The sequence below is a fragment of the Caulifigura coniformis genome (genome assembly GCF_007745175.1).
GTDB classification, from domain to species: Bacteria; Planctomycetota; Planctomycetia; order Planctomycetales; family Planctomycetaceae; genus Caulifigura; species Caulifigura coniformis.
Window position 1 is genome coordinate 1,996,082 of sequence record NZ_CP036271.1, and the last position, 20,061, is coordinate 2,016,142.

18 protein-coding genes and 1 tRNA gene are annotated in these 20,061 nt (G+C 60.9%); 5 read left to right on the top strand and 14 right to left on the bottom strand.

All coding sequences use genetic code 11. The annotated features are described in order from the left end of the window. Nucleotides 1-26: 26 nt before the first annotated feature. From Pan44_RS07920 to Pan44_RS07950, 8 genes are all read right to left on the bottom strand, one after another. Nucleotides 27-3,380: a phage tail tape measure protein gene (locus tag Pan44_RS07920; protein ID WP_197453932.1), complete on the bottom strand. Its 3,354-nt coding sequence runs from the start codon at nucleotides 3,378-3,380 to the stop codon at nucleotides 27-29. Nucleotide 3,381: 1 nt separating this feature from the next. Next, complete coding sequence (locus Pan44_RS27290; RefSeq protein ID WP_197453933.1) at nucleotides 3,382-3,864, bottom strand: hypothetical protein; 483 nt, start codon at nucleotides 3,862-3,864, stop codon at nucleotides 3,382-3,384. Nucleotides 3,865-4,422: 558 nt separating this feature from the next. After that, a complete protein-coding gene (locus tag Pan44_RS07925) occupies nucleotides 4,423-4,680 on the bottom strand; it encodes a hypothetical protein (protein WP_145028934.1) in 258 nt (85 codons plus the stop codon). Between the two features lie 86 nt (nucleotides 4,681-4,766). Beyond that, the gene (locus Pan44_RS07930) at nucleotides 4,767-4,988 is read right to left on the bottom strand and encodes a hypothetical protein (RefSeq protein WP_145028936.1); all 222 of its coding nucleotides are present in this window, start codon (nucleotides 4,986-4,988) and stop codon (nucleotides 4,767-4,769) included. Next, nucleotides 4,985-5,902 carry a hypothetical protein gene (locus Pan44_RS07935; RefSeq protein WP_145028938.1) on the bottom strand — a complete coding sequence of 306 codons (918 nt, stop codon included), beginning with the start codon at nucleotides 5,900-5,902 and terminating at the stop codon, nucleotides 4,985-4,987. Before Pan44_RS07935 ends, Pan44_RS07930 begins: the two co-directional genes overlap by 4 nt. A gap of 18 nt (nucleotides 5,903-5,920) precedes the next feature. Then, entirely contained in the window at nucleotides 5,921-6,268 is a 348-nt protein-coding gene (locus Pan44_RS07940; RefSeq protein ID WP_145028940.1) for a hypothetical protein, read from the bottom strand. A gap of 112 nt (nucleotides 6,269-6,380) precedes the next feature. Beyond that, nucleotides 6,381-6,587 (bottom strand): hypothetical protein, encoded by a 207-nt coding sequence (locus Pan44_RS07945; RefSeq protein ID WP_145028942.1) that lies wholly within the window; start codon nucleotides 6,585-6,587, stop codon nucleotides 6,381-6,383. Nucleotides 6,588-7,784: 1,197 nt separating this feature from the next. Next, nucleotides 7,785-8,423, bottom strand: coding sequence for a hypothetical protein (locus Pan44_RS07950; RefSeq protein WP_145028944.1), 639 nt, complete (start codon nucleotides 8,421-8,423; stop codon nucleotides 7,785-7,787). 98 nt (nucleotides 8,424-8,521) lie between these two features. Here Pan44_RS07950 and Pan44_RS07955 point away from each other — a divergent pair, with 98 nt between their 5' ends. Next, entirely contained in the window at nucleotides 8,522-9,367 is an 846-nt protein-coding gene (locus Pan44_RS07955; protein WP_145028946.1) for a hypothetical protein, read from the top strand. Between the two features lie 42 nt (nucleotides 9,368-9,409). On the opposite strand, the gene Pan44_RS07960 is transcribed toward Pan44_RS07955, so the two are convergent. The 4 genes from Pan44_RS07960 to Pan44_RS07975 form a co-directional block, all read right to left on the bottom strand. After that, nucleotides 9,410-10,927, bottom strand: a complete 1,518-nt coding sequence (locus Pan44_RS07960; protein ID WP_145028948.1) for a toll/interleukin-1 receptor domain-containing protein — start codon at nucleotides 10,925-10,927, stop codon at nucleotides 9,410-9,412. Beyond that, a complete protein-coding gene (locus Pan44_RS07965; protein WP_145028949.1) occupies nucleotides 10,924-11,814 on the bottom strand; it encodes a hypothetical protein in 891 nt (296 codons plus the stop codon). Before Pan44_RS07965 ends, Pan44_RS07960 begins: the two co-directional genes overlap by 4 nt. 174 nt (nucleotides 11,815-11,988) lie before the next feature. Further along, on the bottom strand, nucleotides 11,989-12,969 hold the full coding sequence (locus Pan44_RS07970; RefSeq protein WP_145028951.1) for a tyrosine-type recombinase/integrase: 981 nt from the start codon (nucleotides 12,967-12,969) through the stop codon (nucleotides 11,989-11,991). 137 nt (nucleotides 12,970-13,106) lie between these two features. Continuing rightward, a tRNA-Lys gene (locus Pan44_RS07975) sits at nucleotides 13,107-13,179 on the bottom strand. A 368-nt stretch (nucleotides 13,180-13,547) separates the two neighbouring features. On the opposite strand from Pan44_RS07975, the gene Pan44_RS07980 reads away from it, so the two are divergent. Genes Pan44_RS07980 through Pan44_RS27295 form a run of 3 tightly spaced genes read left to right on the top strand, consistent with a single transcriptional unit; the run spans nucleotide 13,548 to nucleotide 16,916 of the window. Further along, nucleotides 13,548-15,188, top strand: coding sequence for a hypothetical protein (locus Pan44_RS07980; RefSeq protein WP_145028953.1), 1,641 nt, complete (start codon nucleotides 13,548-13,550; stop codon nucleotides 15,186-15,188). Beyond that, a complete protein-coding gene (locus tag Pan44_RS07985) occupies nucleotides 15,188-15,838 on the top strand; it encodes a family 16 glycoside hydrolase (protein ID WP_145028955.1) in 651 nt (216 codons plus the stop codon). Before Pan44_RS07980 ends, Pan44_RS07985 begins: the two co-directional genes overlap by 1 nt. A gap of 25 nt (nucleotides 15,839-15,863) precedes the next feature. Further along, a complete protein-coding gene (locus tag Pan44_RS27295; protein ID WP_197453934.1) occupies nucleotides 15,864-16,916 on the top strand; it encodes a hypothetical protein in 1,053 nt (350 codons plus the stop codon). A 4-nt stretch (nucleotides 16,917-16,920) separates the two neighbouring features. Here Pan44_RS27295 and Pan44_RS07995 read toward each other — a convergent pair whose 3' ends face one another. Continuing rightward, nucleotides 16,921-17,286: a (2Fe-2S) ferredoxin domain-containing protein gene (locus Pan44_RS07995; RefSeq protein ID WP_145028957.1), complete on the bottom strand. Its 366-nt coding sequence runs from the start codon at nucleotides 17,284-17,286 to the stop codon at nucleotides 16,921-16,923. 9 nt (nucleotides 17,287-17,295) lie between these two features. Further along, the gene (locus tag Pan44_RS08000; RefSeq protein WP_145028959.1) at nucleotides 17,296-18,654 is read right to left on the bottom strand and encodes a tRNA modification GTPase; all 1,359 of its coding nucleotides are present in this window, start codon (nucleotides 18,652-18,654) and stop codon (nucleotides 17,296-17,298) included. A gap of 60 nt (nucleotides 18,655-18,714) precedes the next feature. On the opposite strand from Pan44_RS08000, the gene Pan44_RS27300 reads away from it, so the two are divergent. Next, nucleotides 18,715-19,647 (top strand): hypothetical protein, encoded by a 933-nt coding sequence (locus tag Pan44_RS27300; protein ID WP_197453935.1) that lies wholly within the window; start codon nucleotides 18,715-18,717, stop codon nucleotides 19,645-19,647. Nucleotides 19,648-20,061 lie beyond the last annotated feature (414 nt).

Below are 20,061 nucleotides of genomic sequence, written 5' to 3' on the forward strand. Positions count from 1 at the left end.
ATGGCCGGGCTTCGGTTCGTAGTCGATCAGAACGGGCTGATTGTTCCCTTACGCATCGCCCGCTTCAGGCTGCGGGCAATCGCTTCGGCTGTTTGGTGCGGAGCTTTCGAGCCGTCGACCTGAATGCTGACGTCGCCCATCGTGTTGTTCACGACGCCACCGTCATTGCGGTAGGTCGGTTCCATGCCGGCGTTCATCCGTTGCAGGTCAGAGAAGAACCTCCGACTTGCCCGCTGATTCACGACGAACTCGCCAGGCGTCAGCATCGCGGGGATCGTGTCAGTCCCGCGGGCTGCGCCGCCCTGCGCGTGATACGACAGGCCCCCAAGCGTTTTGTTCACCGGCAGCCGCGCCACGGCCTGCTCCAGGCGTGTCGCCGCATAGTCGGCCCCTCGCTTCAGAGCGTTCTCAATGTTTGTGGCGGCGTTGTTCGTTCCCTGAATGGCAGCCTCAAGCTGTTGCAGACGTGCAACCTGTCCAGGGTCGACGGTCGGCATGTCCGCAATCTGAAGGATGCGCTCCGTCACTCTCGACAGAGCTTCGATGTCGGGACTGAGACCGCCGCCGCTGCCGAAGATCGACCCGCCAAGCCCGTTTTCGAGTTGGGCCAGGGCTTCGACCGACTTGAACAAGTCCTGAACGTCGCCCTTCGTGACGTTCGTCGACTGCAACAGCGCTTCCGACTTCGTGCGGAACTCGTCAATCAGGCCCAGCGCTTTCTGCGCCGTGGGCTGATCCACCGTCAGCGATCGACTGAGCCAGTTCGCGAATCCGCCGGTGGAATCAAGCAACGCGCGAACTTCATCCTTCACGCCGGTGATGGCCTTCGTGCGATCCTGTTCGACCTGAGACATCGACGTGCGGAGCTTGTCCGCTTCAGCGACGGCCTTTGCGAGACCGGCCGACGCTTCATCCGGGCTTTTGAACGTCGTCCCGAGTGCGTTTTCCAGACCCGCAACGTCGAACTTCACGTTGAACTTGTAGTTGTCCAGGTTCTTCTGGACGGTGGTCGTCAACTCGTTGACCGCGCCTTCGACGTTGAAGCTGATCGGAAGCGGGTTCCGTTCCATGTCCTGCGCGAGCTTGGCCAGGCCGAGCGCGTCCGTGAGATTGATGTCAGATTTCGAGAACCCGGCCTTCAGGATGTTCTGCATCGCCGCTTCGCGAGCGGCGGCGCGTTTGGCCTGCTCCTGTGGATCAAGGCCGACTGTCGGCAGGTTGTCCAACAGTTCCTTCGCGCTGGCTTTGACGCTGTCGGTCAACTGTTGCTGTTTGGCCGTCTCAGCGTTCAGCGTATTCAGCCGGGCCGTCTGGAGACTCTGAAGCGACTTCTCAGCGTTGATCCGCTGATTGGTCAGCTTGTTGATCGTCGCCAGGGCCGTGTTCTCGGCCCCACGGTTGCCCGATGACTCGGCCAGGGACCGGGCTTGCTCGGCCCGGCGCTCGGCGGAATCGAACAGGCGCAGCGCTTCCTGAATCTGCTGATCGGTCTGCGCACTGCCCAGCGCCGTGGCGGCCTTGCGGGCGTCGGTGACGACCTTGGACAGGTTCCGGCTGATCTTCTCAGCGTCTCCCGCATCCCGCAGCGACTCATCGAACTTCCGATCGGACTTCGACTGAGTCAGATTGCGAACGCGCTGCTGTGACTGCTCCACAGCGTCGGCCGACTGTTTCGCGGCCTGCTCCAGTTCACGAACCAGACTCTCACGGGTTCCGATGAAGCGGTGCAGCGAATCCGTCGCGACGCTGATAAGCCGCTTTTCGCCCGCCATGATTTCATCATTGGCGGCATCGAAGGCCCGGACCTGTTCGCGACTTGCGTCCTGAATCAGTTTGACCAGCGTGTCAAAGGTTTGGCGCGAGGCGGCCAGGCGAATCCGTTCACCCTGAACGAACTTCTCGACGAACTGCTCATTGGCCTTGGTCAGCTTGTCCACAGCCTCAAAGCGGCTGTCGTCGAGAGCGTCTCCGATGAAGTTGCCCAGCGACAGCGCAGCGCCGATGCCCAGTCCCACCTTGCTCAGGTTGGTCAGCACTCCGGCTAGGGCGGTTCCCTGAACCACGGCAAGCCGGGTTGTGGCGACATAGGCCGCGGTCGCGGCCGTGACGGCGGCGATAGCGGGCGCGGCATTCTTCGCCGTGGCGATAATGTTCTCCGCGCCGCCGACGAACTTCAGCCCTTCGGCCGTGGTGTGCAACAGAGCTTCACCGACTTCGGTCGTCGCGATCTTGATCTCGTTTAGTTCTTTGGCGACGCGCTTCGCATCCGTCGAAGCGATGATTTCAAACCGCTGTTTGTTTAGGTCGGACGACGTGTCCCGGATGGCGGCGATGTTCTTGTTCAGAAGCTCCAGGTTGTCGCTGGCGGCGACCGACACGCCGTTGAGGGCGCGGACGTTGGGGAACAGTTGGGCCAGGGCCGTCGATGATCCGTCCGTGGTGCTGGCGACCTGTTTCAGAGCGTCGGCCAGGCCCACAGAGCGGATGAGGAATTCACCGCTCGGGACGTTCAGTTGCTCCAGCGCCCGTTTCATGGCGTCGGATGGCTTCGTGAAGGCCGACAACAGGCCGCTGACCTGCGTTGCCGCTTCCGATGCCTTCACGCCCCGGATCGTGAGCGTGGCCAACAGGCCGTTCAGTTCCTCAAACGTGACGCCAAGGTCAGCGCCGCGCGTGGAGACTCGGCCGAAAACGGTCGCGAGTTGCGCCCCTTCGATGTTGCCGACTTCGATTGTCTTGTTGAACTTCGACGCCAGTTCTTCGGCTCGGGACACGTCCAGGCCGTAGGCGTTGAGCGTTCCCGACAGCAGTTCAACAGCGGTGTTCTGTTGCGTGACGGTTCCGATGGCGAACTGGCTCGCGACCCGATTGAAATCGAGAAGCTCGGCCTTGGTCCCGCCAATCTGGTTCTGGAGTGCCTGATACAAGCCGGACGCAACTTCCAGTTGGTCGATGCCCAGCGCCTTCGACTGATCGGCGACAGAAGAGCCAATGTCACCGATGCCGCTGAACGTGTCGCCCGCGACGGTCGAGACCTTGGCCAACTCGATTTGAAGCTCAGCAGCACGGCCGGCCGCATCGACCATTGCTTGCTCAGTCAGCCGCAAGCCCTTGATGACAAGTTGGGTGTAGACGATGCGCGCGAGCAGAGCTGTGGACGTGGTCAGCCGAGAGACGGATTGTTCCATCCGGTCAGCGGCGGCCGTCGTGGCGTTGAACGAAGCCGGGGTTCCGCTGAATCGAGCGTTGAACTTGTCCAGAGCCGTTCCGAATCGAGTCAGCCGGCCGCTGACGTTCGACAGCGATTGCCCGAACTTCTCCAGATTGGAGATGCCATCGGCGACGTCGAAGCCGAGTACCTGTTTGATCTCTTCAGACATATCAGACCAACATCCCCGTGATCTTGAGCCGGCCGAGCTTCCACGGCTTGTCGGGCTTTGGTGTGGCAATCGACGCTTCGCGGGTGTCGATGCGATAGGTGCCAGGCGGGATGATTTCCCGATCCACCAGCACGTTGAGAATCGTCGCGGGGTCATTGACCCGCTTCCCGCTCAACAGACGAGCGGCTTTGTCGCGGATGCTGTCAGGCGCATTGGCCAGGCCGGTCGCGCGATATTCGATGATCGACCCTGCCGGCATCCGCGACGCCAGGTGATAGTCGAAGTCAAAACGGAAAGCCTCTTTGACGAACTGCTCAAACGCGGTGTGATGAATGATGAAAACGGCAAGCTGAATGGCGTTCAAAAGAAAGCTCCAGGGCGAAAGGGAAGAGGCGGCGACTTGAAATTGATCGTCCCGCCGATCAGTTCGGCGCGACGGGTGTCCAAGAGCTTGTGCATTTGATCGTCGGTCAATCGGTACCACTGGCCGGAGACTTCCACCGAAAGGCAGAAGCACCGGTAGCCCCGAAACTGCGGCGACGGAAACGAGCAATGGGAGATGCGGTAGCGCATGGTCAGGAAAGCTGGTAGCCGAATGGGCGATCGTTCAGCGGTGTGTCTGAGCGATCCTTGCGTGGTCTTGGTGGCGATACACGCCCCCGAACAGCGACGGCGACAGTGCCATCCGTGATGAGATGGCGAGCGTGAAGTTCCCTTTCACACTCGGCTTCGTATTTCGGAAGCGGTGGAACCGCCTCTTCGCGACAAAGAGCGTTGAAGAACTCTCTCACCGATGACTGGCCCGATTCCTTGTTCCGAAGAAATCGTTCAAGGTCGCGCTGCATCGTCTGCCTTTCAGGACCACGTTGATGCCGCTGTTGCCGTTCACTAGCCCGCGGTCATAAAGGGCCGTCAGCACTTCCCGGCCAGGAAGCAAAAACGCCCGAGTGATCTCAGGCGGCGGTTAGGAATCGTGTGAAGCTCAGATTGCCGCCGACTTGGCAGCGGTCGGCAATGAAGGCGTCGACCCATTCGTCGACGTTCATCGGCGGGCGATCGGCGTTCCGAGAATCGGATGCATGGCCAGGCCGCCGTCCGTGGTGAGCTTGCGATAACAGACGTTCTTGCCGTCCGGTGAGAGATACCCGTTCTTCGCCAGAATCTTCAGGCCCAAGTCGCGATTGGACCCGGAAGTCACCTTGTCCCCACGGTTCGTGAAGAACGCATCCAAAAGTTCGGGCGCGTGCGACGTGCCGGCGACAGTGTGAGCGATCAAAAAGTTCAGCAGTTCGTTTTCCATTGTTGGTCTCTTGTTAAAGGTGTGTCACCCCGCTGCCGTATGCTTCAAACGGCGGCGGGGACCGCGGGCGGACCCGCGGCGGAGTGTCAGGATTTCAGGCAGATGTTGGTCGTCGCATCGCCCTGTTTCGTGCCGATGCAGTGGCCAAGCTCGCGGAGTCGTCGGAAGTAGCGGTCGGTGGAAATGCCAGCGACGCCGCCGTAGACCTCGCGAACGTAGCTGTGGACGATCGCGAACGATGAGCCTTTGCCGGGTTGGGTACGGGCCTCAAGCCATCCATCGAATTCCATGCTGTTGGTGACGGTCATGCTTTCACCGTCTCGAAAAGTTTGACCAGTTCGTCATCGGTCTTGCCGGCTACAAGGTCGGCGGAGACGTTGAGCGTCTGGCCCTTGTGGTACAGGCGGAAGTAGGTCACGCCGCTGTCGTAGAACTTCAGGTGCGGACGATCCCACGGCTTGGCGGCCGGCTGCGCGATTTGTTCGGCGACGTTCTCCGAAGCCGCGAAGTTGATCGTCTCCACAGGTTGCTTATTGACGATGGCGGCGCTCAGCCCTTCGATGTTCTGCATCACGGCGGAGACGTCCAGGCGTGAGCGGAGCATCGCGCGTTGGTGCTGGATTTCGGGTCGGACCAAGGCGTCAACGCTCGGGTCGAACTTCGCGATGAACTCCAGGTCGTCCAGGCGCTTCACGGCATCCCGGTAGCCCTTTCCATTCCGAAGCTCGTTGCGGGTCGCTTCGACCTGCTGAGCGGCCAGACGACGGTCACTCTCGATTCGCATTTTCGTCGTCTCTGAGAGCTTGTCGTGTTCCTCTTGTTTCTCTTTCGCGCGGAGAGAATCGTTGATTCGCTGTTCAGGGCTGCGCGTATCGACAACCTTGTTCTCCGCCTCATGGCGTTGATGCTGGTTGACGGCCCGCTGGGTCTGCTGAGTCCTGTATTCGTCGCGCTCAGCTTCGTCATAGAACAGCGGCAGCTTGCGCGGCACGCCGTCGACAATCTCGCGTGGACTCAGTAGCTCTTGCTCGGGCAGACGACGACCCACATTGTTGGATCGGCCGGCCAGGACATTGGCGAGACAGAGCTTTGCCAGGGCGTCGGCCTTCAGCTTGGGAAGCTCGGCGGCTGTTCCCCTGTGCATCGTCGCACCGATGACCGTGGCTGTTTCGCCTTGGCTGGTTGTGGCGAGCATGTTTTCTGAGACGAATTCGTGAAGCATTTGATGTACCTGTTGTGTTCACCGCGCCGCCGGGCGCAGTGAATCCGTGAACTCCGCGCCGGCGGCGGTTGGTGTCAGCATTGGCCCGAATGGCGTGGGCTTGGTCGGGCAGTGCGCGAGTAGCTCGCGCTGCACTCGGCCGAGTCCCCAACGCTTGCGCTGGGCCTTGGTCATCTGCCGGCGAATGGAGTTCGCCGCGATCGCGACGAGCATGCCAGGGCCGGCGACACGATCGAAGATCGGGCGGAGTTCGTCGTGCATGTGTGCGGGCCGTCCGCCGAACACAAGGCGGACGGCGATCGTGGCTGTCGCCACGCTGGAAATGTACCCCCAGCGTTTTCGACGCTGAGTAACGAGCGGCGACACGCCGCGCGTGTAAGAGCCGCGCCGCCGGAACACATCGGCGGCGCGTAGCCGTGACCTACACAGGTCACGGAGTAAGATGGCCCCGGCGTGGTTCGTTCCACCGGGGCCGGCGTTATGCGGAGAGCCGGCAGCCGCTCGCGTGGAGACAGCCGCCGGTGAAAATCAGGCGATAGCCCAGTTCGGAGAGTGCGCCGACGACCTCGTCACGCCGCGGGCGGCCCGATGCCGGCAGGCGCTCGCGGATGCGGTCGATGATCTTCCAGACGGCGACGATCGAAGTCGCGTCGGCGGTGATGATTTCAGTGATGACGGTCTGCATCGGGTGAACTCAGTGGAGAAGTGTGTCCATCTCCTATTGAGGGCAAGAACAGGGGCGCTGTTCACAAAATTGGCAAATGGTTGGAGGCTGCGAAGAAATCGTTGCCTTGAGCGGTGTGGACGCGGCAGAGCAGACCGCAGCCGGCCGCCCGCAGCGAATAGGGCTCGGCAGAAAGGGCATGGCGGCACGACCGGTGCGACCGTCAAATTTGACCCCTCCCCTACGATCGGACCGGATCGCGGCGGCCAGGCGACGGGCTGCCCGTGGCCAGGATCAGTGACCAAATCGTGACAACGCGGGCGATCGCAAGACAGAACTCATTTCTTAGCAGAGCCTTACGGCGACGCGACTCACTGCTCAGTAGTCAGTAGCTCCGGTCTCGGGCGGGGTCCGGTTGTAGCAGTCGCGGCGGTCGGGAGGGTTACGCGGGCTTGTAGTGGTGGTGCTGGTTAGCGCGGCACCACCTGCTAACACGGCGGACAGTGTTCGCCAACCGCGCGCAAGTTATTTGGAGATATGGACTTGAAATAATACGCAAGCCAAATAGTGCCAATGAGTTGTGTTTAGCGTGGCGTCTCAGATTCGCGACAACGCGGTGTCGCTCAGGCATGACAACGCGGCATTCAGGATCGCGACACCGCGGCGGACGGACAATGACGCGGAAGACAACTCACGATTCACAGCCAGAGTTGTCCGGCCGCGGCGTCTATCCACAACGTCCAGGCTGGTCATGCTTTGCGAGTGACGCGGTAGACAAGTAGACAACTTTGTCTAGTTATCATCACTCTCATGGGAAGTTATCAATACAAGTTAAACTTTCCATAGGGGTAATGTAATCGAGACAAAGTTGTCTACTTGTCTACCCGCCGTGAAGCTCGGGACGCTGAAGGGCTGCGGGCTGCCACAGTGGGACAACTCTGCCACGACAGAGACTTGGCCCAGCCGCGTCAGGTCGACGTAAAGTCGTAGTTAGCAGTCGCTTCATAAGAGCCAGAGGGACAATGGGCTAACTTTGTCCCTTTTACATCACTCTCATGGAAAGATACAGCAGTAGATAACACTTCCATAGGGGTAATGTAAGAGGGCCAAAGTTAGCCCATTAGCCCACCTGAGTGCTGGTACGCGGTAATCAAAGCCTCTTAAACGGGCCGGCTGGCGACGACGTCCAGACCTACCAGCCACTTCCTCCAACGCAGCCTACGGGCCAGGTGGAAGCTCTGGCGCTGCCTTGATGAGTCGCTTCAACTTCTCGCGTGCGGCCTTCAACATCGCGGCGTCCGGCTCCGCGGCAACGGCTGAGAAGTACCCGTCGCCGAACCTGAGATGGTCGTCGACCTCCGCCGCGACGTCCGGGTCCAGGTCGGCCATCTCTTCGACCATGAAGTCGCGATCCCACAGGACGCGGTCCATGAAATACTCGACCAGCGGTTGCCAGTCTGAACCGTCATTGCAACTCGTCGCGGGCATCTCCTCGGGAGGATCGTCGGCCAGCGCGGCCTGAAGCGCCCAGCGCACGGACGACCGTTCGTCGATCTCGACCTCGAACCCGAGCATGAGTTCGAGTGAAGCGAACATCGCAGCGACCGTTCCTTCCCGAACGGCGTTCAGTTCCGGGCAAGGCACATTCTGGCGCACCAACGCTTCCGCCGTCTCGGCCAGAATCAGCACTTTCTGTTCAGCGGTCAGCCGATCGAAGACGGCGATTCCGGTCTCGGTTTCGTCGGTCTCATCATCGACATCGGCCTGAACCTGATCGAACAGGTAGTCAACACCGATGGCCAGGCAGCACCATTCGGCCGGCGTCAGAACTCGGTCGCCTGATTGCATCCGCCACATGTTATCCCTCTGAGAATCGCTGGCAGTGCATGGAACGTGCTCGTTCGATAGTTTGCTGGAATGTCGTCCTTTCGTGCTGCCGTGAACAGGGCCAACTGATGTTAGATGAGCAAGCGGGCAACCCGTCATTCTGGGCGGGACTGTGGGATCAGGCCAAAGGTATCGTCATCGGCACTGTCGGGACCGCGGCCGTTGGCGGAATCTACCTGTGGATCGTTGAGTCACGCCGTCGGATCAATTTCATCGCCGAAGATGTCTATTTCGGTCCGACACTCAATTTCAATCCATTCATGGCGCGGAACTATCCTTCTGAGGATTTGGTCAGTCTGGACTGCGAAGTCAGGTTCTTCAGCAACAAGACGCAAACCACCGGCCTGCACAATTTTCGGATGGAGTTCTGTCGCACGTCGTACATCGGTTCCGTCGTTGAGTTCACACTGCCCCGAGACAAGCTGCATCGAAACATCATGAAGAAAGAGGGACCGTTCTCATTGGAGACGCTGGAGCTACCACCGCGAGAATTTGTCAGCTTTAGTCTTCACACGATCATGCAGCGGGAAGACTGGCCTGCTCTGCGATCATGCGACAGCGCCCGGTTGGTTTGCGAAACACCAGAAGGAAAGACAAAGCGATTCGCGATCGGCCGCTTTCGGTTTCCCGACATGCCACCGGATGGAATCCGCGGGCTTCCTCTGATGTCCGTGGAAATCATTCCGCGTGAGCAGAATTGGATCATTCGAGCGCTTCGCCGATACGAAGGCCAGATGTTCTATGTGCCAAACCCGCCGCCGGATGACGTTCGATATTGGGCCGGACCAGCGTGGAGCAACGCGCCTCAACAGGCCGAAGTCTACAAGGATCAAGCGGATGCCCGTGCGGCTGGTGAAAAGGTGAAAATCTGGAACATCGTGCCGCCGGAATGGCTTGAGAAGGTAAAACGATGACTATGGCTCTGAAGTCGGTGCAGGTTGATCTTCCGCCATAGGTCACGGCAACTGTGGAAGGTTCTTGGACATAGCAATAAGTGAAGACGTCGGCCTGAAGATGCTCGCCTGTCGGGCGATGCTTCGTTCAATCCAGCTTGGCCACAGTGATCGGAAAGCCGCTTCTTCGACGCCAAGTTCTCGACAGAGTTCGGAGACCGCTTCTGCATCGGGCAACACGGATGAGATGATTCGGGTCATTGACCCCTTTCCACGCATGACGTCCATCAGGAAGGTTGGCGGAGCGGTGTGATTGTATCTGTCGATCTCAGTTTTGCCGCTCTTGATGAACGCTGCCATGTCGGCCAAGGTCGCCAGTAACGAGTAGCCGGAGAGTGCGAGCTTGAATCGTTCGACGTCGGGGAAGAAATGCGTCAGCCAACTTTGTTCTTCCCACAGTGCAAACAACAACGTCCAACTTTCGGCCAGGTGGTTGTCCAGACTCTTAACCCATCCCATCAACTGCGGACTCGCGTAGACCTCCTGATAGAACGTCGATCCGGCTTCTGCGGGAACCTTCGTGTGGAGCAATCGCAGCGCGGACGCCCGATGACCGTCAGCAGTGAGCATGGCACCGGCGAAGTGGCTGTAGATGAAGGCAAGGGTCTGAGGCGACTCGATAACCCAAACCGTTCCTGCGCCCTTCCAGCCCGGTATCTCGACAAAGTCAAACAGCAATCCTCGCTGGTCTGTCAGTCGATCTTTCTCTGAGGCGATGCCGAGCATCCCCAACAACATGAGTGGGGCCGCACGAACGCAAGCGTTCTTTAGTCGAGTGAAAAGTTCCTCGTCAGACTCGCATCGCTTGTCGGCATCGGTACTCCACTGGAGCAATGACGCGAAGACATCACGACGGGTGTTCTGCTGAAGTCGCTTCCAGCCGAGCAAATCATTTACACGAAGCAACTGTTCCGCTCTCGCGAAGACGTCTTCGATGTTCGCCGATGCGCTGACGCTGACCAGGGCCGGACCGTCCGCGATGCGGATTGGGGATTCGGTCAGAAAGGGATTCGGCCCAATCGCCGGCTTGACGAGCGCCGGAGCCTTCAAAATGTCGCGGGCCAGTTCCTCAAGGCTTGTTCGGTAACTGGAGTCGTCTCGAAAATCGACATAGCGCCGGGTCCGAGCGAAGATCGGAACGGAGTCACCATCACCCGCCCGCAGCGCACAGACGAATTTGTCGGTGGCGATTTGCTTCGCGATTTCACTGGTGATGACCAGACGTTCGTAGCCAACTCCGCCTTGCCCTTCGTTCGCCTTTTGGGCATAGGTCGGCGTGCAAATCAACAGAACACGATCCGCCTTCGTGATCCCCTGTTCCATGAACAGAGTCAATTCACTGCCGAGCGTTGTCGCCCATTGGTCGATCTCCGCATTGATGCCGTTTTTGCGCAGGTCCACGGCAAGTTGTGCGGCCCATCGCTTATGTTCAGGCGATTCGTGGGTGTACGAAATGAAGACTGTGGGCGGCCCGTTTGGAGCTTCGGTTGCGGCGGCCGGCACATCTTGATCTTGGCTCATTGTTCGTTACCAGAGTTGCGTTTCCTTAGCCGTCGTTGCCTTGGCGTCTCTACGATTCGTTCTTCATCTGAGTCGCCGTCGCAGATTTTCTTCAGTTGCCGCAAGAGCGTTCCCGGCGAGTAGAGAAGTTGTTGATTGTTCTCCAGGGCAATGGCCTGAGCAGCGGTCAACGTCACGCCAACGGTATTCTTTCGGCCGGCATCATCCGTTGTGACGACAACGAGGGCGGTCCCGCACTGGAAAGCGGCGTTGTCAAACTCTTTTGCCTTATCCGTCAACGTTGCAATGGCATTGGCCTGAATCTCGTTGATTTCGGCCTGCATTCGCTCCATGCCATGTAGTTCGGCGGCACGTTTCATCTTCCGGCCAACGTCCTTCATTTCTTCACTGGTCGCGATCTCCTTTGAGCGTGCGAACCATTTCTTGAACCATGATCCTTGCTGTGGCGGGAACTCATCGGCGACATCCAAGCCGAAGGCATCCAGTGTGTCATTGACGGCTCGTTCGACTTCGGCGACGGCTTCCGGGTCTTCACGATCGACATACACACGGACCGGCAGGAACCGGTGGATACGAACTTCATCCAGGTCGATCCCCATGCTTTGGACTGCAAAGATGGCATGAGCGTCAGCCTGAAGTTGCTGAGTTGATGCCGCCAGGTTAGACAGCCGCTCATCGAGACTTCGGTACGCTTCCCTCGGATATCCAGGTCGCACCGCTGCGAGATATCGCAGGAAGCGTCCTAAACCATCACGTTCGAATAGGGGGCCAAGGTCAAACAACTCTTCAAAGACGTAGGGCGGCGCGTCGTAGTCCGACACCAACAGCGCGGCAACGATTGCTTCCAATCGTTTGATTCGAGCACGCAGTTCATCTTCTGCCGCCACGGATGGTCTCCCGCAAAGACGCCCAATTGAGCCAAAGCAACTGGTTTTCGGCCGGCTACCAATATAGCCGGTGACGCCGTCCGATTCAGTGGATTCACGGCGCAAAACGGCGCGCCGCAAATGACCGAAACCCGGCCAGGATCGACCGGGTTTCGGCGCAAAAACGGCGCGGAATCAAGCCTGCTTGCGTCTCGACGCCTGTTCAGCGGCAGCCCTCATGTGATCCTGCTGCATCGACAGCTTTTGGTACGTCGACCAAATCATGTTGATGTTCACATGACCGGCCAGGGTCGCGACGGTCAGCGGTTCCACACCGTTCAGCAGCGCATTCGTGATCCAGGTATGCCGAACCGCGTAACAGCAGAACGCGAACCCGAGCTTCGCCCGGAGCTTCCGGCAGCGGCAGTTGAGCGCGAACGCCGTCCAGGCCGCGCCATCCGTGTTGCGGAACAACGGGCCTTCAGGATGCTTCACGGCCAGACGCTGGACGATGGCCAGGGCCTTGGCGTTCAGGACGATGACCCGCTGACGGCGCTTCCCCTTCGACTCGGCCCGCGGAAAGGTCAGCGTCCCGTTCTGGAAATGCCGCTTCTCGGCCGCCCGTATTTCCTGCGGACGTGCGCCGGTCTCTCGGGCGAACTCCACGAAGTCTTGGAACTCGCGATCGGGAATGGCCTTCAAGATGGCGTCAAGCTGAGCATCGGCCAGGTAGCACTCCCGCGGGCTGGCTGACGGCCGCTCGGCACCGTGGAGCGGGTTGCGCTCGATGATGCCCTGCTTGACCGCCCATGAGAACGGCCGAGTGACGGCGCGGACGCCACAATTCCCGGTCGTGCCGGTGTAGCTCCGCTTGTCGAGCCAGCGGGAAACGTGAAACGGCTTCAGGTCCGCGACCGTCAGCCGGTCGAGCATCGGTTTGAACGTGTCCAGGAAGAACCGGTAGAACTTGGTCGTCCTCCCGGCCTGATGATCTTCCGACCACGCCAGGAACCAGTCGATGATCTCCGCCGCGATCGGTGAGTCTACCCGTGGAGCGGCGCTCAGTTCGTGCCAGCGCTTCCAGGCTTCCGTCTTGTCGTGGCCAAGAGTGACCAGCTTGCCGTCGATGCGAACGGCCCACACGCCCCGCTGTCGCCTGTAGAAAGGCTTGTTCATCACTGTCTTCCCGGTCTGGTGAACCCTGTTTGGTCACTAAAATTAGTGACCAAAGAGTGACCCAACGCCGTTTTTTGGAGTCGGGTCGTCAGCGGGGCTTCGACACAAGTCAAAGCCCCGCCACAACCTAGGAAGAGTGCCCCCGCAAGGATTCGAACCTTGGACCTACTGATTAAGAGTCAGTTGCTCTACCAACTGAGCTACAGGGGCTGCAAATTGCTCAAGAGCGTTCAATCTAACGACTTGAGGAGACGTCCCAAAGGACCGGGTTCGCGAAAATCCGGTATCGGGTCCCGATTTGAGAACTCAAAAATCCTTCGCGTCGGGGCGGACATCAAACCCGCTGGATGTCCTCACGTCAAGCGTCCGGGCCGAGAATTGAGAGCGGGCCAGCCACTGAGCATCGGCCGTTTCGGATCGGAGGGGGGGCGCGGCGGACAGCTGTGTGGTCTGAAACGCGCCGATTGCGGTCCGGCCTGCTCGTGGCCGGACCTCGGAAACGTCGACTTCCGAGTCCAACACTTGCCGGAGGCGGCGCGTAGTGCAAGAAATTGCGCCTCTACCCAGAAAGGCTCGGCATGCTCCTGCTTCGGCGATGCGTCGCGATTCTCGCGTTTCCACTCTTCGCAGCCTCGATCGTGTCCGCAGACGACGTCCTGAGACCGATCTCGCAGGTGTGGACATTTGACCTCGATACCGGCGGCGCTGGGCCTGCAGGCTTCCGGACGGCCATCGGGACCTGGGTCGTTGCGAACGACGGTCCTGGGAAGGTGCTGCAGCAGACGGCAACCAGCGCGGATTCTGTTTTCAACCTGATCCTGCGACCGGACACGCTGCTCGAGAACCTGGAGGTTTCGGTCCGGCTGAAGGCCAGCGCGGGCGTCGTCGACCAGGGAGGCGGAATCGTCTGGCGGGCGAAGAACGCGAAGACATACTACGTGGCCCGGTTCAACCCGCTCGAAGACTCGTTCCGCGTCTACAAGGTTGTGGATGGAGTCCGCTCGCAACTCGGCAGCGTGAAAGTTCCAGGCGACAAGGAGTGGCACACTCTGCGGGTCACGATGAACGGAGCATCGATCGTTTGTACGCTCGACGGAGCACACGAGATGGCCGTCGAGGATCAGTCGATTCGCGGGTACGGACGTGTGGGGTTGTGGTCGAAGGCGGACGCACAGTCGTCGTTCGACGATTTCAAAGCAAGCGGGACCGGATACCTCGTTCCGCCGCCGGCGCCTCCGGCCGAGACGAAAGAATTCGAGATCCGTAACCAGCGGGCGTTTCTTGGCGGACAGGAAATCGATCTGTGGGGACTCCGGTGTGGCAATGCGTTCTACAGCGACGCGGTGACGGAACGGTTCGTCCGCAACTTTGACAACATGAACGCCCACGGCATCAATATGGTGGCCGCGTTCATCCAGGGGGTGAACGCCGGCTTCCCCGATGGCGACGCAGGATTCAACGGCTACTCGCGCCATGGCAAGCTGCTGCCCGAGACTGTGCGGCGCATCGAGTTTTTCGTTCGCGAGGCCGACAAACGCGGGATGGTCGTCATGCTCGGATGCATCACGCCCCGTAAGGACCAGGATTTCTACGATGAGGCCGACATGCAGGTGGCCCTCGAGGAGACCGCGAAGTTCCTGAAAGAAAAGAAGCTTCGGAACGTGTTCGTGAACCTGTGCGACGAGTTCAACCACGTGCAGCGGGCCGACCAGCCGCTGACTCGCGAGCCCGATGGGGCGGCGAAGAAGGCGAAGATGCAGGGGTGGTTCAAGGCGATCAACCCGGATGTCGAATGCGGAGTCGGCGCGCACTGGAAGGCCGACACGGGCGTGACCTATCCGGGGATGGACGTCTGCATCATCCAGAAAGGGGCGGCGATCCCGAAGGAAGGGTGGGTCATCAACGCCGAGCCGATCCGCGAAGACGATTTCAACAACGACGGCATCTTCAATGCCACGCACAAAGAGGCGATCTTCCGGAACTGCCGCAACTATCTCGATGCGCCGCACGCGGTGTTCATGTTCCACTCAGGGCACGTGCAGGGAATCACGAACTACAGCGGGACGGCGCCGCATGGAGAAATGGGGGGCTACGGAACGAGTCAATACGACCGCGGAATCCGGTTCTACTACGACTGGGTCCGCGACAACGTCGGCCGCTGGGAATATCCGCGGCACCTTCCGTCCGCCGAGTTCTCGATCGATGCGGGATCGCCGTGATGCCGCAGCCCTTGCGTCGACTGCGGTTCGCGCGGCCGGCCGTCCTTTCGGTTCTCCTCCTGCAGTCGGGCTTTGCTGCACCTCCGGCCCGGCTCCGGACCTGGGACTTCTCCGGCGATGAGCCGGGGGCGATGGCCCGGGGATTGAGTGTGGCGACCGGACGGTGGGAAGTCGGGACGGGCGAAGTTCTGTCGCAACGCGGCGAACGCCGGATGGATGCAAGCAACATCGCACTGGCGAATTCCACGAGCTATCGCGACGTCGAATTGACGGTCCGCCTCAAGGCCGTCACCGGCGAGACGGAGCAGGGGGGCGGCATGATCTGGAGGGCAAAAGATACGAACAACTTCTACGCCGTGCGCTACAACCCGCTGGTCCCACGGACGGGCCCGCGCCGCCCGAATCTGAAGCTGTACAAGATGGAATCCGGAAAGCTGACGCAGCTCGACCACGCGGACATCCCGGGGGGCGACCGCGAATGGCATACGCTGCGGGTGACGTCGATCGGCCCGCGGATCATCGGTGAACTCGATGGTGAACAACTGCTCGAAGCAGACGACGATACTTTTCTCGACGTGGGACAGGTCGGCCTGTGGACACGCGCGGACGCCGTCACCGACTTTGACGACTTCACCGTTCTCGCCCGATAGACACCATTTGCCGCGAAAGGAATCGATGAGCCGCCTTCTGTTTCGACTGCTGGTGCTCTGCGCCGCGTGCCGCTGTCCTACGGCGTACATCGAGGCCGGCGACCTGCTGCCACTGCCTGATCCGCCGACGCCGACGAAGGAGTTCGAAGTCCGCGGCAACAGCGCGTTTCTCGGCGGAAAGCCGGTTCGCCTGTGGGGACTGCGGTGCGTTCATGCCCTCCGCGACCGGGCGCTGACGGAACGCCTCGTCCGTAACCTCGACAGTTACACCGAGCATGGGATCAATCTCCTCTCGGTCTACCTCCAGGCCGCGCATGGCGGGTATCCGGACATCCAGGCAGGCGCGAACCCGTTCGGCGAATTCGGACTTCTGAATCCGGACTTTGCGTGGCGACTGGAATGGCTGGCGCGGGAGGCCGACCGCCGCGGGATGGTGCTCCTGATCGGAGTCATCACGCCGATCAAGGACCAGGAGCTTCGCGATGAGGAAGCGATTCGCAGGGCGATCGAGGAGACCGCGAGGTTTCTCGAAACACGGATGATCCGCAATGTGATCGTCGACCTGATGTACGAGTTCGATCATCCGACACGTATCGCGCACGAGGGTTTTCGGGAGCCTGGCGGTTCGACGAAGAAATCGGTCGCGGCCAACTGGTTTCATGCGGTGGCGCCGGGCATCAAGGCGGGAGTGACCACCGAAACGCATTCGAGCTCGTCGAAGGAATTTGCAGGAATGGACCTGCATCTCATCCAGAAAGAGGACCCGATTCCAGCGAACGGGTACGCCCTCAACATCGAGTCACTGAGGAGGGACGTGTTCGGGCAGGACGGCATCTTCACACCCGAACAGAAAGCGTCCCTCATCGCGGAATGGGACCGCTACCGTGCCGCGCCGAATGTGGGGTACGTCCTCAACACGTCGTACACGCAGTCGATTGGCGGGCCGAGTGGAACGGGTCCGCACTTCGAAATGGGAGGGTATGGAACCGGCCCGCACGATCGCGGAATCCGCTTCTACTTCGAATGGCTGCAGAGCCACGTGGGACGCTACGAGTACCCCGACCACATCGTGAAGTAGCGGCTCAGGAGTCCGCACAGCGGGGTGACGTGTCGACGCGGTACTCTTCGACGACTTCGCCGCCGATCAGGTGCTTCTGGATGATCTGCTCAAGGACCTCGGGCGTGCAGGAGTGGTACCAGACGCCATCGGGGTAAACGACGGCGATCGGGCCCTGAAGGCAGATCTGCAGGCAGTTGGCCTTCGATCGACAGACGCCCTGATTCGCCAGCCCCAATTCCTTTAATCGCGCTTTCAGATAATCCCACGATCTGAGCCCGGCCTCCTTATCGCAGCACTTGGGCTTCGTCTGGTCGGCGCAGAGAAAGATGTGGCGTTCGATCCGATCGATCTTGAGATCGAGCACCTTCTGACGCAGTTCATCGGACATCGCTGAGCTTCACTTTCCAATACAGAACCGGCTGAAGATGCGGTCCAGCAGGTCGTCGGTATAAACGACTCCGGCGATCTCGCCGAGCGATTCCAGGCCGCGACGGAGTTCAAAGGCGACGAGTTCTTCTCCCCCGCGGCTTCGCGAGAATTCGGCTGCGCGCTCGAGCGCCTCGCTCGCGAGGTCCAGGCTTTCCGTACAACGGGCCAGCGTCGTGGAGAGGAGTTCGCCCCGGTCGCCGCCGGTCGCCAGCCGGGCCCTGAGTAACGTCCGCAACTGGTTGAGACCGACTCCCCCGGCGACGCTGACGGAAAGCGCCCCGCGACCGCGCTCCGGCGCGAGATCGATCTTGGTGGTCACTTCGAGGAGTTCGCGGTGACGGGCGACGAACGTCTGTCGGACGGCGTGGTCCTGGTGATGTTCTTCCGCGGTCGCATCGGCGGCGATGCACCAGAGAATGAGGTCCGCCTGTTCGAGTCGCTCCCGGCGGGCCCGCTGGGCATCGGAGGAGATGGCATCGGTTCCCTCTTCGGCTCCCGCGGTGTCGACCAGTTCGATGGGAACGCCGTCGAACTCGATGGGGGCGATCAGCCAATCCCGCGTCGTCCCGGCGACCGGCGAAACGACCGCCGCACTGCGGCCGATCAGGGCGTTGAAGAGAGTGCTCTTGCCTGCGTTCGGAAGACCGGCCAGAACCACGGACTTACGCCCTGTGGTCTGACCCCGCGCGCGGGAATGCTCCTTGAGCTGCGACAGCCATTCGACAGCCTGGTTGAGTCGCGCGGTCATCGCTTCCCGATCGACGAACTCGATGTCCTCCTCCACGAAGTCGAGGCCGGCCTCGAGGTCGGCGAGGTCAATGAGCAACTGTTCGCGGAGGGCCCGCATATGTGCGGAAACGCCGCCGGCGAGTTGGGTGAGCGCCTGCTGCAGCTGAGTCGTCGAATCGGCGTCGATCACTCCGAGGACGGCCTCCGCCTGGACAAGATCAATCTTGCCCGCCAGGAACGCACGGAGGGTGAATTCGCCGGGGCAGGCGACACGCGCGCCCCGGTCGACGAGGTCCTGGACGATGGCGTTCAGAATCGGTGGTGAGCCAATCGTGTGGATCTCGATGGTAGGCTGGCCGGTGTAGCTACGATGGTCGGGCCAGACACACACAGCCGCCGGCAACGGCGTCGACAGGCCGTCAACCTGAAGCAGCGCTTCAAAGCGGGTTGCCCGGCCGAAATGGAGTGCGCCGTCGGACACCGGAACCATCCCCGCGACGACAGACTGGACTCCGGGCCCGCTGGCTCGCACGATGCCTCGGCGGCCGGGACCGGGCGCGGAAGCCACGGCAGCAATCACGTCGTCCAGTAACCACATCGACTCGTTCACCCACCCGGCCGCGACCCGTCAGGGGCGCCCCCTGCACACGATTCCCTGATGATCGCACAAATCATCACCTTCGTCGCGACACTCGCGACCACTTGGTTGGTCGTCGTGCTCCAGCCTGCCGTGTGTGGAACCACCCTGACAACGGCCTGGATGTGGGCAGTGACCGCCTCAGTGAGTTGGGCGGTTGCGGCAGGAGCGTCCGTGATGATGGGCCCAGGGGCCTCGGCGGTCGGGCAGCTGTGGTATGTCGCCGCCGTGCTGACGCTGTGTCCGTGGATCGCTGTCCTCGGAGCGCGCCGGCCGACGGTCCGTGTCTGGAACGGGTTCGTAATCGTTCCGCTGATCGCGGTCCTGTTGTGGCCGGTCGCCCTCTGCTGGATGCCCCGCGGTCCCGATCGACTGATCCTGGAGACGCCTCACCTGGTCGGGTTCGGCCTGGTGCTGGTCATGGGGACGGGAAACTTCCTCGGAACGCGTTTCGTTCTGATCGCGCTCATGACGATGATTGCCGAGATCCTGCTGATCGTCTCTCTCGGAAAAGATCCAGGTGGGGCGAATGCTGCCGCGTATCGCGTGATCGCGGTCGCACTCGTGATGCTCCCGATTGCCTCGGCGATCATGAACGTGCGTCCTCGAGCGATCGGCCCGAGGACCTGGAACGACGTGTGGAACGATTTCCGCGACCGGTTCGGGATTGTGTGGGCCAACCGACTTGCCGATCGCGTCAACGCCGAAGCACGCAAGGAAAACTGGGACGTTCGCCTCCAGCCTCAGGGCTTTGTCTCGACCACGCCGGGAGCGGCTGTGAACTTCTCAGCCCACTGGCGACAGATTGACCACACTTTGCGGTGGCTGCTGAGGCGTTTCGTGGACGACGAGTGGATCAATTGCCGCGTTCCGTCTCAGGTAGTGCCCGGGCTGAATGACGGCGGGTCGCTCGCGGGGAAGGACTCCATCGACGCCTCGTCGACCCTGTCATAGTCGTCGTCGGTTTTGGGAGTCGCCGTCGCCCGCATCGACTGCACCGCCCGGTAGGCGAGCCAGCAGGCGGCGACGCCTGACGCCGCGAGGATCAGCATGCCCGCCGAGCGAACAGCGCAGTCCTCGTTTTTCTCCTGAAATACGGTCCGGGAGCGGACTTGGCGAAAACGGTCCGCTGCCTCGGCGGCCGCGTTTTGGGCCTGTTCTCGAAGATCTGCGAGCATGGGCGTGGTCCTGTGAAGGAGAAATCGTTCTGGTTTTCGGGTGGGTCGCGACAGTGCAGTTGGCGCGCCCGGACCAGAAAATTCCGGGAGGAGACTCTTTGACGCCTCCGTGGCGGCGAGTTAAGGTGGCGTCCGGAATGCGGTCGAAGCAGTGCTGCCTCACCGACCTTCCAAGCCGAGAGAGTGCGCT